Below are 16,193 nucleotides of genomic sequence, written 5' to 3' on the forward strand. Positions count from 1 at the left end.
TTTGTAAAGTCGTGTGAATTACGTGATTGCCAAATGTACATAATCTTGAATAAATCTTTTCCTTGCAGGAATAGGCAAAGAAAAACCCAAAAAAGACGACTTTACATCCTTTTTGGGTTTTCTAGGTACAGCTATCCAAGCTCCCTTTCTTTTTATGGTCGGGTGCCCTATACCTCTATTTTTTTCGGGAGTGTGATGATTTTTTTTCTTTCACCTTTACATACACCAACTTATTACGACCACGGGAATCCTCTCGACGGTCCAATTCAAAATTCTTAATAGCCGACATTAAAGGCGTCAACTTCTGAAAACCATAATTACGGGAGTCGAAATTCGGATGTCTTTTTTGAAGCAAGCTACCTACATCGCCCAAGAAGGCCCAGCCATCATCATCGGCCACATCATCGATAGTCGAAGCTATAAGTCGAATATCCTTTGGAGTGATCTTATCTACATTACTTTCCGGGACATTCTCACTTTGGTTCGTTCCCAACGCTTCCTCTGATTGGGCTTTAAGAATCTCGATATAGATAAACCGGTCACATGCCACAATAAATGGTTTGGGGGTTTTCTTCTCGCCCATTCCAATCACTTGCATACCTGCTTCCCGCAATCTTGTGGCCAGACGCGTAAAATCGCTATCACTACTTACGATACAGAACCCATTGACCTTGCCGGAATATAATATATCCATAGCATCGATGATCATTGCTGAATCCGTAGCATTCTTACCCGAGGTATACCCGTATTGTTGTATTGGGGTAATGGCATTTTCCAAGAGAACGTTCTTCCATTTACCCAAACGCGGATTGGTCCAATCCCCATAAATACGTTTGATCGTCGGGTTTCCGTATTTGGCTATTTCCGCCATCATCTCCTTGACGTAAGCTGAGGGAATATTATCCCCATCTATAAGTACTGCTATATTTAAATCCATTTTGTATTTTGTTTTATTCTTTATTATTGAACGATTTATCTGGATATGCGGGTGGTTGTGGCACTTCCCTCGGGTCTTCCTTTATTAATTTTTCAAGATGTGCAATAGCCGCCTTCAATTGTGCATCTTCCCCTTTGAAGGTTGCATGCGGCAGGTTATCGACAACAATATCGGGTTCAAAACCATGACCTTCGATAAGCCATTCCCCATTTTCGCCATAAACCCCCATCATCGGTGCTCTTGCCAGTCCGCCATCGCTCAACCGATTCTCACCGCTCAACCAAATTTCGCCACCCCAGGTACGTGTGCCTATGGCCGTACCTAATCCCAATTTTTTAAAACCATCCGCAAATGCCTCACCATCGGAGGCCGTATTACCATCGACAAGGATAACGATATGCCCCCGAAAGGCGTACTGCATATTCCAATACGGCTTTCCTGATCTTGATTTCCAATACATCCAAGCTTTACGAATCAATTTTTCGAGAATAAAACTTTCAATATTGCCACCTCTGTTGTGCCGTACATCAATGATCAGTCCCGGTCTATTAAAAATAGGATAAAACTCCCTATACCATTGGTTTAAATCGCGGCTGCCCATGGCCTGTAAGTGTAGGTATCCCACTTTTCCCTCAGTGGCCTCCTCCACGGCCAAACGTCTGGAATACTCCCAATCACGATATCGTAAATTGTAGATATTCCCCTTGGGTTTTACAATGATATCCTTTTTAATGGCTCCCCGTTTTACCGTCAACCTTACCTGTTTGTCTTCCTGGTTCCGAATCAATTCACCCATATCCAAAGCGGATAAGGCCGGCCTACCATTGACATTGGTTATGACGTCACCTGGCTTGACATCCAGGTATGGGTCATCCAGGGGTGATTTTTCATCGGGGTAATCCGGGTCCGCTTTATAAATATAATCAATACGGAAACCACCTTGGTCTTCATCCCTAACCAATCTTGCCCCTAGGTCGGCAACAGGAATATTCGTGTCATCATCCCTAATATCACCTCCCCTTACACTTGTATGCAAAGCGGATAACTCACCCACAAACCGCCCTATGAGGTCGGACAATTCACTTCTTGTGGTTATACGATCGGTTAAAGGATAATATTTATCATACATGGCCTTCCAGTTTACCCCATGCATATTCTTATCATAAAAATAATCGCGTTCCATACGCCAAGCATCGGTAAATATCTGCTTCCAATCCTCTTGGGGGGTTATTGCAAATTTCCATCCGGAAAGATCTATTTTATGATCACTTAAACCGCTGACCTTATCGGTACCCGCATCGACCATAAAAAAATTGTTCTTTTGCCGAACCAATAATTTCTTGCCATCAGCGGTTAAATTAAAACTACGGACATCCTCAACCATGGTTTTCAGTTTCACCTCCTCATTATCGATTTTCAAAACCCCTAAATGCGTCTTCGCATCAACACCGGTTTCGCTGGCCAAGGTGTAGATGGCCTCTTTGGTCACGGCCAATCCACTATAATTACCGGGCTTCAACGGCACTTCCTGAATTCGCGCTACAATTCCTTCCTGATCAACAATCACATTGACTTTTTCCTTCCCATTCTCCTTCCCTTTCTCCTTTTCATCATCCTTTTTGGACTTGGGTGCCAATTCATCATCAGGTCGAAAAGGAGATCTTGTTCCTTTTTGTAAGGCAATATGATACAGTTTCTCACTGGCATCAAAATATGGTTCCGGTTGTCTTGGTCCCCACGGACTTCCCACTAGGGTCGTAAAACTTCTATCGGAAAGAAAATAGATAAACTTGCCATCGGGACTCCATGCCGGATAATTACTATTCGCCCTATCGGTGGTTATCGGAAAGGAGTTGCCAGATACCACACCGTATACATGTACCCGTACCATGGTATTATCCGCTGCTTGTGTAAAGGCAATCCATTTACTGTCCGGTGACCATGAGAAAGCGTAAATACCTTCTTCATTGGTCGATATTTTTTTACTTACGCCCGTGGCAATATCGAGTAGGTACAGATGCCCTCCTAAATCATCATAAGCCAGCCATTTACCATCTGGCGAGGGTTTTCCGGCATATCGTAGGATTTCCCCATTCTTGGTGATTGGTTTTTGCGCCCCCACACCATCACTGGGCATACTTACAAATTCGAATTCACCACTTTCATCGGAAAGCACATAAATCCTTTTCCCATCCGGGGAGAAAACAGCATCCCTTAGCCTCACATTCTTCTTATCGGTAAATGCGACCCATCGACCAGACTTCACGGGCACTACAAAAGCCCTACCCCTGGCCGTAATCACTATCCGTTCCCCTTGGGCATCCGGGGTGACTGCTGTAATATATTCCGATGGATCCTCCACCCATTTTTCACGTAATTGATCTAAGTCCGATGCCAAGCGAATGTCTATTTTTTTCTTGGTCCCATCCGTTATGGAATAATGCCAGATGTCCGCTCCGATTTGGTAAACAATATTCCCTTCAGAAAGGTTGGCATATCGTACATCAAAACCGGTATGATCGGTGTGCTGTTTTAAATCATTGCCATCCCGGTCCATAGACCAAATATTCATGATCCCATCGCGATCGGTGATGAAATAGACCCTTCCGTTATACCACATGGGATGATGGCTTTCACCTGCATATCCTTTGGTCAACTGAATGGCCTCTGGACTACCTTGGGTAAATTTCCAGATTTGTCTGGCCGTACCCCCTTTGTATCGTTTGGTCACATTGCCATGATAGGATGGTCTCACAAAAAAAACAGTGTTTCCAGAAGCATCAAAGGAAGCCTCACTGGCTTGACTCAAGGGAATTCGTTCCTTGATTTTGGTATCCAAATCTATGGTCACCAATTGACGATCTGGCAACGTGGCATAGGCACGGGTATCATATACGATCTTCCCGTCTGGAGTCCAACCATTGGTTATCGAAAAATCACTTTCATACGTCCAACGAACCGGAAGCCCTCCGGTTATTGGCATGGTGTATATTTCGGTAGGGCCTTCGTAACTTGCTGAGAAGGCAATGGTCTTTCCGTCGGGGGATATTGCAGGATATTGTTCCTCCTCGGCATGGGTCGTCAACTTACGGGCCAACCCTCCGGTTAAAGGAACCGTCCAAATATCACCCTCCGCAGAAAACACCACGGTGTTCCCATGTACATCGGGAAATTGGTAATACCCTTCGAAACCTTGGGCGTAAATAGTTTGACTGACCATGCACCACAACACTGCAAAGATGCTTAATGGCCCAAGAATTCCATATTTAGATATCATATACCTTGTTTTTAATCTTTTTATTTATGTTGTATCGGAATCCAAATCTGCTCTTCGGATTCCGGGTGGTTGTTCTTGTACTTTTTCCCCAACACCTCAAAATGAGGACGATTATCCAGAATATAGTCCGAGCTGGGCAACCAAGCGGAAAAGATATACTCAAATATCCGACTATCGGTACTCGAACCTTTGTAGTCAAAAACAGCATATAAGCCTGCCTGTAAGACAAAAGTACCACATTGATCGGGAACGTCAATGAAATCAGCCACCTCAACCATGGCCCACTTCTCGAATTCGATGGTGGGATCAAAATTATCAAAATAGTCTTTTGGATATACCTGTAGTGAAAATTTATTATCTGAAATGGTGTTGGAAATCGCTTTGATCATTGGCGCGAATGAACCCCATAGTTCCCCTGTCCTGTTTTGGGCCAACGACATTCCAAGGTGTTTACCTACCAATCTTTTTTCTTGCAAAGCTTCAATCCTTGGTTTCAACATAGGCTCACTCATTCTTTGAACATTTGGATGGTATAGTCCAACAACCCCATTCCCCCTGTATTTCCGTGACCGGGTATCACCACTTCCACATCGGGATATTTATGTTTTAAGCTTTCTACGGTATTTGACCACTCATGCAGGTTGGCATCACCAAGATATCCTTTACCGGCACCTTCGGACTTAATCAAACATCCCCCGAACAGGACTTTCTCATTGGGGTAATAGCACACAATATTATCCTTTGTATGCCCCTCCCCAATAAATCCGCATTTCAATTCCTTCTGCCCCACTGTTAGGGCAACATCCGAATCAAATGCGTTTTGGGGCACTGCAAGATCCGCTTGTTTTGCCAAATCGATGGTCTTCTGGTATGCGTAGGAAGGAATGCCGCGTTTATGGAATACATGCAACCCGCCCAAGCAATCATCATGAAAATGCGTAGCGACAACCGCTTTGACGGCAACTCCTTTCTGATTCCCAAGCCAATTGATCAATTCAGCCGATGCAACATCATTCGTCGGGGTATCAACGACCAAAGCTTGCCCACCGTCGATTACGATCATACCGTTACAAGGTACCTTACCGTAATCCTGGGTTTCCAAATAAGAAATATGCACATAGGTATGCCCTGTCAATTTTTGGATTTTGAGATGCTCTGATTCGTAATTGGTATGGGTGCTGTTTTGGGACCTGGCCCCAATAAAAAAAATGAGGAATATCGGGAAAAGAATTTCTTTGACTTTCATATACGACGCAATGGCAATTTTAAAACAAAACCCACGTAAAGCAATTTAGAGAATTATTTAAAAAAAGCCTACAAAAAAAGCCTATCAATATTGATAGGCTCCTGTCTTAAAAAATTAAATAGTATATATTAAACTACTTTTACGTTTACCGCATTTAATCCTTTATTACCTTCTTGTAGATCAAATTCAACTTCATCGCCTTCACGAATTTCGTCTACTAATCCAGATACGTGTACAAAATGATCTTTGTCAACGCCTTCTTCAGTTATAAAACCAAATCCTTTGGCATTATTGAAGAACTTTACTGTTCCTTTACCCATTGTTAAAATTTTAATTAATTACTTTTCTTAAGACAAAGATAGCCCCAATAAATGTAATTGGGCACTTTTTTAACCGTAAAGCGCTATAAATAAATAATTTATACTGATTTTATTGACCTAAGGGCGAAAGATTTTTTTTGAAAATTATTGTGGATTATCTGCTTTTATAGAACCCACGACCAAAAAAAGCAAGAAAGCAAGAGCCAAATACCCCAATAACCCATACGAATCAAAGGTTGAAAAGCACAAACTAAAGACAGAGGGAGCCAAAGCACTGGCGAATACAATCAACCCCATGATCTTCCCGGTTATGGACCCTAAATGATCCCGCCCATAAAACCGGGGCCAAGCGATGGCATTCAACACTGCAAAAAAACCACCCAAGATCCCAATTCCGGCAATCAAGAAATATATACCTACAGGGGAAGACAACAACAACAATCCCAAGGAAGCCATTATACCCCCAAAAAGCATTAAATACAAATACAGTTTTAACGAAAGGTAATCGCTTAGGTAATTGAATATGCTCGAAATAGTAACCGCCACCACCGACGCAGGTAAGAAAATCGAAATAGCTTCTGATTTAGGATACCCTTCGTTCGCGAAAATCGAGACCACATGAAAGGTTAGTCCGGTGATAAAAAAACTATTGAAGGCCAACATTAACCCATACATCCAAAAAGCACGTGTAGCTTTTGCTTGCTGCAAGGTATATTGTTTCCTTACTTCCTTAACCTCGGTTTGTGTATTGTCCGGAGCATCCGCCCCATCGGGCAAAAGACCATGTTCTTCCGGTCTGTTCTTATAAAACTGCAGAATGAGGATACTAAAAACCAAAAGTGCCAGGGCCAATATACGCCACGCCCCATCCCAACGATATTCCTCGATCAGAAAATTGACCCATAGGGGTGAGGACGAAAAACCAAAGGAAATGGCAATACCACTAAAAGCATTTACCTTACCCCTGTTTTTATCGAACCAGATCATGATCATATTCCTGGAGGCCATTGTCAAAACCCCTTGACCTGAAAAACGGATCAAAAAAAACAACAAGGTCATTACGGTAAAAGGAACCATCCAAGAATCGATATCGAATGCATGTTTTACCAGATTACTCATCGTAAGGGACCAAGAAGACAACAATAAGGCAACAGCCAATGTCAGTGCGGCAAAAAAGGCCGTATAACGTGCCCCATACCGATCAAACCATATACCGGCCCGTCCGATACACAATGAACTTAATACGGTACCGATCATATAGGCATTGCTGAATTGGTTTCTCGAGAGCCCCAAGGCATCTTTTACGGGATCGGTAAAAATAGAAACCCCAATAGTCTGTCCGGGTATACTGAAGTATATTCCCAATGAGCCTACAATGAGGATAATATAACCGTAAAAAATTGGACTTTTGGCAGGATTTATAAGTGAAAAACGATTGACTCTATCCATAGCGAAATTTCAAAGGGCGAAATTACGTGTTTTGTATTAAACAACAGGATTGAAACTGTTTTAAATAACCGCTACCGACACCTGATAACGAACGGAAAGTTATTCTTTTCAAATGCATCATTTTGATCGTCCTTATCAACCCACCTTAGTTCAACACTAAAAAAAACCTGGCGAAATCGCCAGGTTTCCTATCATACTTAAACCCCTAAGACCGGTTTCCCAAACTATTGCCCCATTCGTATCACCTTTTGCATCATATCATAGGTTTGTCTCAACTCTTCCTCGCTCATCTCCTGCATCTCTGGATCATTGGCTGTTGCCATTTTTTTCCAATCGTCATAAGACATGTTCTTCATGCGATCCATATCCGCTTTCATTTCATCCATATCAACGTCAAAAGATTCATTGTCGATAAAACTTTCCTCTTCGATAACGGGGAAGTCGGGCAACTCAAAATCAGCGTCGGGAAGACTCTGATTGAACTTTGCATTTACAGCTTCTTTCATGGTAGTGATTCCCATCAAGGTTCCTTCGGATTTCAACAAAACCCCTTTGTACAACCATTGTTTTATCCCCATAAGATCCCATATTTCGCATTCATAGCCTAAAACGACTTCAGTCCCGATCAGTTTACCTCCCATACTTTCAAAAAGCTCTTTACCCACTTTGCCGGCATCTGCGTCTTTTTGGAACATTTTGGTCATTCCCATGGCCATATCGTCCCTTTGGCGAATTTCTTTACGTTTAAAATCGACCGCATAACTTTTGCCATTATCCAATTTGTACATCGTATGGGATTCGGAAACCTCTGTCGATTTGTGACCAAAGACAGATGCCGTGGTTGTTTGCGAAGTCTCTTCCTCCTTCAATTCCACTGCCCCCCAATCCTTAAAAAAAAGGCTTTCAGAACCTGTGCCCGAAATTGTGGCACCCATCACATTTCCCGATATGACGGACTTATACTGTATACTACCCGATTCTATTTCATATCGTTTTAATTGTTTATCCTGGATGCCATTCAATGTACTATCTAAAGTAGCTTCATCCTTTCCTTTACAGCTTATCGTAACCAAGCATAACAAAAAAAGTGTTGTTAATTTTCCCATCGTTTCTATTTTTGGATTATTTTATTTCTTGTAATTCGTATACGTGATAATAAGAATACTCAGAGGTATTCTCATCTATAATTTTTGCGTAAATACCCACTTTATCATTGATCATCCATAGCTTTTTTTTCATGTCATAGCCATTTGAAAGTTCAATTACCGTACAATCAAAAATGCCGGCCGGGGTTGTGATCTGTTCGCTTCCGGCTAGTCTAAAAACATTGTCTTCCAAAGGATATAAGGGCATATAATAATCCGTGTTGGATCTGGGCTCTCCATTTCCCGTGGTGTCGTAGCCAGTAAAAATATTCTCAATCGTGAAGCCTTCATATTCTATATTTGCAGTTACATTGGCTATCAATATTTCATGTTTAAAAGCTTCTTCCCCATCATTCTTGAAGTCATAACGATATACCAATTGTTTTACGTTTAATAAATCCTTCTTCATCGCCTCCCAATTATTCCATGGCAATTTCTCTTTGTCCGCTCCGTAGATATACTCCCAATCCTCGTTAAAAAAATCTTCGAAATAGAAGGTGAGGTGTTCCACTTCATGGATACGTTCTTCCTCAGCGGTGCTTTCTACTTTTCTAGTCGCTTTAAAAAGTTCATGATTATTTTCCAACTCCAATGTTTCTTCATTAAGGTAGAGCACTTTATTCTCACCCTTAAAAGTGTCTTCCCCACGTAGCCCTATCATTAAAAGGGTCATATTGTCCTTGTCAAAAACCCATGTCCCTCCCATCCTCGCCATCATACCTTCTTGCTTTTGAATCATGGTAAACCCATCCGGTTCTTTAAAATCGATACTATTTTGGATTGAAGCATTTGCCGTTTTTTCGAATTGCCATGACCCCAAAAGACCCGAGTCCTTATTGGCTTTTGCGATTTTATCAAGATCCAGTTTTTTATAAAAAACCTTTATCCCGTCTTTTAGAACCACCAATTCCTTATCGGTCAATTTTAGAATCTTACCTTCCCCATTAAAATCCTTATCAAAATCGGACTTCATTACAATGCTCTTACTTTTTTTATTGTAATTCCATGCACCTACATCGATTCCCATCATCACCATTCTTCCATCTTCATTATAATCGGTCACCTTATAAGGATTTTCAACTTCCCCTTTAACTTCAACCTTGGTCACTAACCAACTTCCAACGATTTTCCCTTTTTGGGAATAAGCCGCAGTGGTACATACCATCACTAGTATTATCAAATATTTTTTCATGCTATTATTTTAAAACTTTTAAAATTGTGGTTTCATACGGGTAAAGAATCTCGCCACCATTTCTAAAATCCGCTTTGTCGCGTTCTACACCCTCATTTCCCGAGTCTAAATCACAAGTAAAAGTTCCTCGGATTTCCAAATTATCGGATTGACTGTGAACGGATCCATTGTAGTTGTAGGTAACATATTTAATGATAAGCTTATTATTGTCGTTTTTATCAATATCCAAAATCTGCATTTTACCCATATTGCCATCTGTAGTTGCATAAATGATAACAGTACCTGGCCCATTTACAATTCCGGAATTATTTGACATAGGAATATTGAAACTATCCGGTAGTGATTCCAACTTTGCTCCAATTGTTTTTTTATCTAGCTGATCAAATGTTGAATTATTGCTACTGTTACTGGTGTTATTTGAGTTTCCAGAAAATTTTACAAACTCTACACGTCTATTATTTGCTTTTCCTTCAGGTGTACTGTTATTATCAATGGGTTTAGACTCGCCAAAACCAGTAGATTTCAATCTGTTTGAAGCAATTCCCATGGCGACTAGTTTATTCATCACCGTTTTACCTCTTGCTTTAGATAATGCCATATTGGTATCGTCTCCTCCATCACTATCCGTATGGCCTTCAACACTAAAATTAATTGTAGGATTGTCAACCAATAATTGATAAATTTCATTAATAGGTCCCATACTTTCAGGTTTTAGGGTTGCTTTATTGGTATCGAACTTGATTCCGTTTACTACAATTTTTCCATCTGAAAGAACCCGATCATAATATTTTACACCACCTTTGGCAATGCGTACGTTTTTGATATACATATTGTCATTACCTGCTTCAATAGTAATTCCAGAAGGATTAATTTCTAAATGGGGAACATTTATTAAACGTGTATCATTAAAATAGGCTTTGAATTTTCCTTTGGTATAAGCAATAGAAATGTGTTTCCACGACCCTCTCTTTTCATTTGACCATCCTATATTTTCAGTTCCTGGATAAGACTTTTCTGAATCCATAAACGATAAAGCGTGAGGCATTACAACCAATCGTTCTGTCTTTTGTCTATTGTTTTTTTGGTCAGATAAATAAATCCATAATCTATTAGCAGTGGTATATCCTTTTGCAAACCATACATCTAATTCTACAGTAAAAACATCGGGTAAATAATCTTCATTAGAATTTTTAAGGTAGGGTATAATGTAAGATTGGTGACTAAGAAACATAATCACATTTTCGCCATCAACATTCCCAATTTCAGCATTACCTTTATATAAATCCCAACGGCTTGGAAACTCACCATTTTCTTCGTCGGTACTTGGACCGTCTTCAAAAAGTACCGTATCTCCTGGTACATAATCGAACTTATTCCAAACCACGTTAGGACCTTTAGATTCTTGAAGACCTACATCTTCTGCATCATTTTCCGAGGAACCTGACTGCGTCCCATTTTGTTTAGTAGTCCCCGTCGTGTTTTCTTCTTCTTTTCCATCGATGGCATCCTCGGCCTTATCGAATTCCTCATCGATTTTTTTATTGACCCGTCTTTCTGAACGGTTTTCAGCCTCACGCTCTATTTTTGCCTTGGCCTTGTTCGTTAGTTTTTTTAAAAATTGACCATGGGTAACTTGCGGTGCAAACAAGAAAAGGGTCAATAGGACAGATAATCTCAAGAGTAATTTCATAGTTTAGGTTTTCTATTTGTTCAAGGTCAAAACTACCTTACCCTATACTATGGATTGTCATCAAAAAGTGTGATTCATATCACCCGAAGGGGTGATTTAAGGATGTAAACATCAAGAAAATAAGGGCCTACAGAAAATAATTACACAATAGCGACCTTTTTCATGGCCTGAACCCTGTTTTTTACATCCAACTTGGAATAGATATGTTGAATATGTGTTTTAACCGTATTTTTGGATACAAATAATTGCTCCGCTATTTCATCATTATTAAAACCATCTGAAATCAATTGAAGTACGTCTATCTCTCTTTTGGAAAGATCGAATTGGTCCAAGTTGGATATCCATTCATTTTCATCCTCGGCACTTTTAGATTGCATTTCCGCACGTAGATCGTTTATTTGCCCCATATATTTCTTGAGCTCAATATTCTTCCTTTCTAAATCCAAAGCACGATTTTTATGCAATAAATTAATGAACACCAATAAGAGTGATATAATCAAGACACTGACGATAGCACCTATCCATAATGAAAGTGATCTTTTCCTGGTCTTTTCTAAACTCAATATATTCGCTTCTGCCAAATTTTTGATTTGAGCATCCTTCTTTGCGCTTTCATATTGTATTTGCGCAGCGATCATATTCTTTTTTGATATAACATTGACAATGCTATCATGGTATTTGGTGGCTTTTTTATAAGCCTGCAAAGCCTCTTTGTAATTATTGGTTTTCGTATGGTAAGTCGCCAACGCGTCATAACCCAACTCAATATTCTGCCGCGATTGTATTTTTAAGGCATTTTGTAATCCGGCATTAATAGAAGCCAATGCTTCCGGATATTCCCCTGTGTACGTTTTATTTATACCGATATTGATCTGGGTGTTACTTAAATATCGTGTGTTATTGAATTCCATCAATAACGGAATCGCCTTCTCATAAGTTCTAGTGGATTCCTTAAAGTTTCCTTCCCTTTGGGATAACAGACCCAGAAAATTGTAAATCAATGCCACTCCTTCCTTCCTCGGGTGGTCAACAGCAAGCTTCATGGCCCTATTGAAATAAACCTGGGCAGAATCGAATTTCTTGGTATTAAGATACACCTCCCCTATATTGGCATACGCATACTCCTGCCCCCTAAGATTCTTGTTTTCCCTTTCAATGACCAAGGCCCTTCTAAAAATAGGTAGCGCTTGGTCGTATTCTTCGGTATCCAAAAAAACATTGCCTATGCCACTAAGTGCTATTGCAATACTTTTATTATCATTTGTTGCCTCGGAAAGCCGTAAAGCGTTTATATAATTGTTGTATGCCTCACTCTCCAGATTCAACTTTCGATAAGACACCCCAATACTGTTCAGACATTTTATTTTTGACAAGGTATCCGTGCTCTTCTCAAAATAGCTCAATGCCCGTTTGTGATACGTTACCGACTGAATGTAATCGTGCTCATACCGTGCGGTGATCCCCATTCTATTGTAACATTTACCTATTCCATTTATGTAAAAAATGGATTCGGATATGAGTAGGGCTTCGTCCAATATATCTTTTCGGATAGGGCCTTGATAGATGGAAGTTCTATATAGATCGATTAATTTCTCGACCTTCAAGGTGTCATTGACCTGACTTTTCAAATTACTGAATTCGCTAGAAATATCAACAAGGGATTTGCTATTCTGGCTGTATGATTTACCTAAAAGCAAAACCAAGAACACTAAAAAAGAAAGCCGATATTTAAAACGAATCAACAACAAAGGGAAACTACATTTTATGCTTTACCAAAGCTAATGAATTAACCGTTGTTTCTTTAAGATTTCTTTAACGATTTCACAGAAATAAAACCGATTTCCAAACACTGCCTTTTCACTTACTTTCGGTAATTATGAACTCTACCCTTCTATTCTGTTTTCTACCGTCTTCAGAGGCATTACTGACAATAGGTTTGGCTCCTCCATGGCCCTGCCAAAAAATCCGCTCCTTAGATAGGCCCAGAGCCATAAAATATTCCGCAACCGCCTTTGCCCGCGATTCTGACAACTGTCGATTATAGGCCTCGGACCCTATGGAATCGGTATGGCCGTGAATCTCGATTTTCAAGGCAGTGTCTTTTTTCAACACCTTAAAAATACTTTGTATCTCCTCCTGGGATTCCTGCAACACCTCGGATTGGTCAAAATCAAAAAACACATTTTTAAAAATATGTTTTTTATCCAAAGCAATATCACCACCTGCCAAATCACTGGAAACAACCTTGGGTTCTTCCACAAAATCATTGGGTTCAGCCGACTCCAACAACATCATATCCAAATAATAATACGCCCCTTGTTTCGCATTTCGTTTGGTCTTGAACAGCCGAGTCCTTTTATTATTCTTAAAGTTACCGAAGGTTAGGAACCGTTCCGTACCCTTTGCCTCAAATTGTGTATGCACTAAAATCCAATCCTTGGTGTCATCAAAAAAATTGGAATACCCGATTTCCATATGGTGGTATTCATTTTCAGTGTCTTTGTACAAATGCATTTTGGAAAGCTCTTTCCGGATGGAAAAATCCAACTTATTCTTTGAAAACAGCAGCCCAAATTCCTTAATGGCAAAATCCGATCGCTCAGCAAGGCTAACATAAAACGAGATCTTATACTTCTTCCCTTTCTTCAGGGGTTCCAATAATTCAGCTTGAATATATTCCCGATAATCCCCGGGGGCATAGAGATATAATCCGGCATACCCCACACCAAAATCCGCAGGCTGGGACCCGTTGAAATTTTCCGGGGTTCCCATGGCCGTACTACAACCATTGAAATAATCCGTAGAACCAATTGTTGGTGTAGACCAGCTTTCAACATCTTCATTAAAACTGCCCAAGGTATTCGGGCAAGCATTGTATATCTCGAAACTCGGATTTACAATGAGGTTTTGTGACACACCTAGGGCCATGCTAAAGATGAGCACAACCAAACTGATATGTTTTTGAAGGGAATTCAATAGAACCAAGGCTACTTACGACTACCCTAAAGTAATCATTTCCTATTTATTATCACCCTTTGACCAACGGCTTTATCGGGTATTTCCGATTAAACCCGAGCGAGCAAGTATACTGTACGGTTTATAAAAAAAGGTGTCACCACCCCGGAATCCGACAGAAACCTTTGAAGGCCAAGTCCCAAATTGCTTTTCCCTATCCTTAAAAATCAAATTTATAAGTGGCCCCACCCAATATCTGAAAGCCTTGAACCGGGAAGTTCGCCCATTTCTGATAATCGTTATTGGATAAATTCGCCCCTTTAACAAAAAAGGACAGCTGATCGTTTACACGATAGCCCACATGGGCATTGGCATCAAAATAGCTATCGAGGGTCAACAAGGTTGCATTGGCTATGCCAGGTGTCGGGGTTTCAACAACAGTCGCTGAAAAATCCTCCCGCTCACCCACAAAAAATAGATTTACCCCCATGTACCATTGTTCATCAATCTGATAATCCATAAACAAAGACCCTTTAATATCGGGTAGATTCCAAGCCGGGTTGTCGGTTTCGGTATCATAGTCATACACTTCGGCATTAATGCCCAAGGTAAAATTGCGATTTACATCCACATTCAACTCTGCGAACAATCCCAATGTTTTTATATCATCATAGAACACCTGAAAGGAGTTCCCATAATAATATCCCTTATCATCGTCCCTAAAACTGTTTTCTGGATTTAGGTGGAACAATGGTCTACGGTTTTCGGCAGTATACGATCCTTTAATATTGTAACTTAAATTCGGCAGCAACTGGCCTTTAAATCCGATATAGGCATCATACTGTGCATCTGTAGGCTGAATGGCCAAGGTAGGTGACACATAGGGATTTTCCTCCACAAAACCGTAATACGAATTCTGTCTCAACTCCCCCTTTACCCCGCCATAGGCAATTACGTTCTCGTCCAACAAACGATAAGAAGCCGCAATAGCCGGATAAATATAAAAATTACTTTCACTTTCTTCCATATCCATACCGTAGACAAGGTTCAGGCCTAGGTCTACCGTAAGATCATCCCTCAACATGCGCAAATTCGGGTTTATCCCTACCTGAAAATTACTATAGTCGATACCCTGGTCATTGGTCGGACTATTTACATCGGCATTGGCAAAACTACCCCCAACATAATCGAGCTTTACATTGACACCTAAAGACTCATCCCCAACGGGCAATTCCAATCCGGCACCCAAAACGACCCTATTCTCCCCAGACTCAACAGCATCCCAAAACCGTCGGTATTGAATATTGGCATTCTTAAAATAAGCATCCTCAACATTGACATAGGCACCCACCTCACCCATAAAGTAATTTTGTTTTGCATCGATACCGTTAATGGTTTCCGCATCATAAGTATCCTCGGGCAGTCCGTACCAATTGTACAATTGATGTTGTAAACCAACATCAGCCCCCCAGTTTATATCGCGGTCCCTTTTGGAGTAAGAGGCGTCAATTTCGGTATTGGCATACTTGCTATCCAAGGCAACGCCATCGATATTGGCCAATGATGAATAATGATCAAAACCAAGATCCAAGCGTTCATCCCTGTTGATCACCCTGCTGGTATAAAACTTCGCCATTAGATTACCCGGGTTTCCCAATCCGGCAGAAGCATAGGAATTATACAACTCCGGTGGCGGTAATTTCTTCACTGCAGAAGCCTTGCCCTTAGCCGGTGTAAAGGTGGAAGCCACAGGGACTGAAAAAATATTGTATTCAATCTGTTTTTTCTGCAAAACAATCGAATCGTTCAGGTTGGGAATCGATTTAAGCTTGAAGGCATCGGAAATCGTAGGCGAATAGGCCTTGGTAACCGTTACCGTTTCCGTACCAATGGAATCTTCCTCTTCCTGGGCCTGTACCAGTTGGGAAATTCCTAAAATTGCAATAAGAAGATATAGATGCTTCAACATAATGTGTTCTTTA

12 protein-coding genes are annotated in these 16,193 nt (G+C 40.6%); all 12 read right to left on the minus strand.

Annotation, left to right across the window (positions count from 1 at the left end):
• Window positions 1-175: 175 nt before the first annotated feature.
• The 12 genes from LX92_RS06420 to LX92_RS06475 all read right to left on the minus strand — a co-directional run bounded on the left by LX92_RS06420 (window position 176) and on the right by LX92_RS06475 (window position 16,180).
• Window positions 176-937: an NYN domain-containing protein gene (locus LX92_RS06420; RefSeq protein WP_109649453.1), complete on the minus strand. Its 762-nt coding sequence runs from the start codon at window positions 935-937 to the stop codon at window positions 176-178.
• Window positions 938-950: 13 nt separating this feature from the next.
• On the minus strand, window positions 951-4,214 hold the full coding sequence (locus LX92_RS06425) for a S41 family peptidase (RefSeq protein ID WP_109649454.1): 3,264 nt from the start codon (window positions 4,212-4,214) through the stop codon (window positions 951-953).
• A gap of 20 nt (window positions 4,215-4,234) precedes the next feature.
• Window positions 4,235-4,726: a GyrI-like domain-containing protein gene (locus tag LX92_RS06430; RefSeq protein ID WP_223308266.1), complete on the minus strand. Its 492-nt coding sequence runs from the start codon at window positions 4,724-4,726 to the stop codon at window positions 4,235-4,237.
• Complete coding sequence (bla, locus tag LX92_RS06435; RefSeq protein ID WP_109649455.1) at window positions 4,723-5,460, minus strand: subclass B1 metallo-beta-lactamase; 738 nt, start codon at window positions 5,458-5,460, stop codon at window positions 4,723-4,725. The genes LX92_RS06430 and bla overlap by 4 nt, the downstream gene beginning before the upstream one ends.
• A 128-nt stretch (window positions 5,461-5,588) precedes the next feature.
• The gene (locus LX92_RS06440) at window positions 5,589-5,780 is read right to left on the minus strand and encodes a cold-shock protein (protein WP_109649456.1); all 192 of its coding nucleotides are present in this window, start codon (window positions 5,778-5,780) and stop codon (window positions 5,589-5,591) included.
• A gap of 144 nt (window positions 5,781-5,924) precedes the next feature.
• On the minus strand, window positions 5,925-7,229 hold the full coding sequence (locus tag LX92_RS06445; RefSeq protein WP_109649457.1) for an MFS transporter: 1,305 nt from the start codon (window positions 7,227-7,229) through the stop codon (window positions 5,925-5,927).
• A 224-nt stretch (window positions 7,230-7,453) separates the two neighbouring features.
• Window positions 7,454-8,335, minus strand: coding sequence for a hypothetical protein (locus LX92_RS06450; protein WP_109649458.1), 882 nt, complete (start codon window positions 8,333-8,335; stop codon window positions 7,454-7,456).
• A gap of 16 nt (window positions 8,336-8,351) precedes the next feature.
• Entirely contained in the window at window positions 8,352-9,566 is a 1,215-nt protein-coding gene (locus tag LX92_RS06455; protein ID WP_109649459.1) for a hypothetical protein, read from the minus strand.
• Window positions 9,567-9,570: 4 nt separating this feature from the next.
• Window positions 9,571-11,256 (minus strand): OmpA family protein, encoded by a 1,686-nt coding sequence (locus tag LX92_RS06460; RefSeq protein WP_109649460.1) that lies wholly within the window; start codon window positions 11,254-11,256, stop codon window positions 9,571-9,573.
• A 140-nt stretch (window positions 11,257-11,396) separates the two neighbouring features.
• Window positions 11,397-12,953, minus strand: a complete 1,557-nt coding sequence (locus tag LX92_RS06465; protein WP_146197810.1) for a tetratricopeptide repeat protein — start codon at window positions 12,951-12,953, stop codon at window positions 11,397-11,399.
• Window positions 12,954-13,113: 160 nt separating this feature from the next.
• The gene (locus LX92_RS06470; RefSeq protein WP_244915924.1) at window positions 13,114-14,199 is read right to left on the minus strand and encodes an OmpA family protein; all 1,086 of its coding nucleotides are present in this window, start codon (window positions 14,197-14,199) and stop codon (window positions 13,114-13,116) included.
• Window positions 14,200-14,431: 232 nt separating this feature from the next.
• Entirely contained in the window at window positions 14,432-16,180 is a 1,749-nt protein-coding gene (locus tag LX92_RS06475) for a TonB-dependent receptor (RefSeq protein WP_109649463.1), read from the minus strand.
• Between the last annotated feature and the right edge of the window lie 13 nt (window positions 16,181-16,193).

The sequence above is a fragment of the Maribacter polysiphoniae genome, from assembly GCF_003148665.1.
Classification (GTDB): Bacteria; Bacteroidota; Bacteroidia; order Flavobacteriales; family Flavobacteriaceae; genus Maribacter_A; species Maribacter_A polysiphoniae.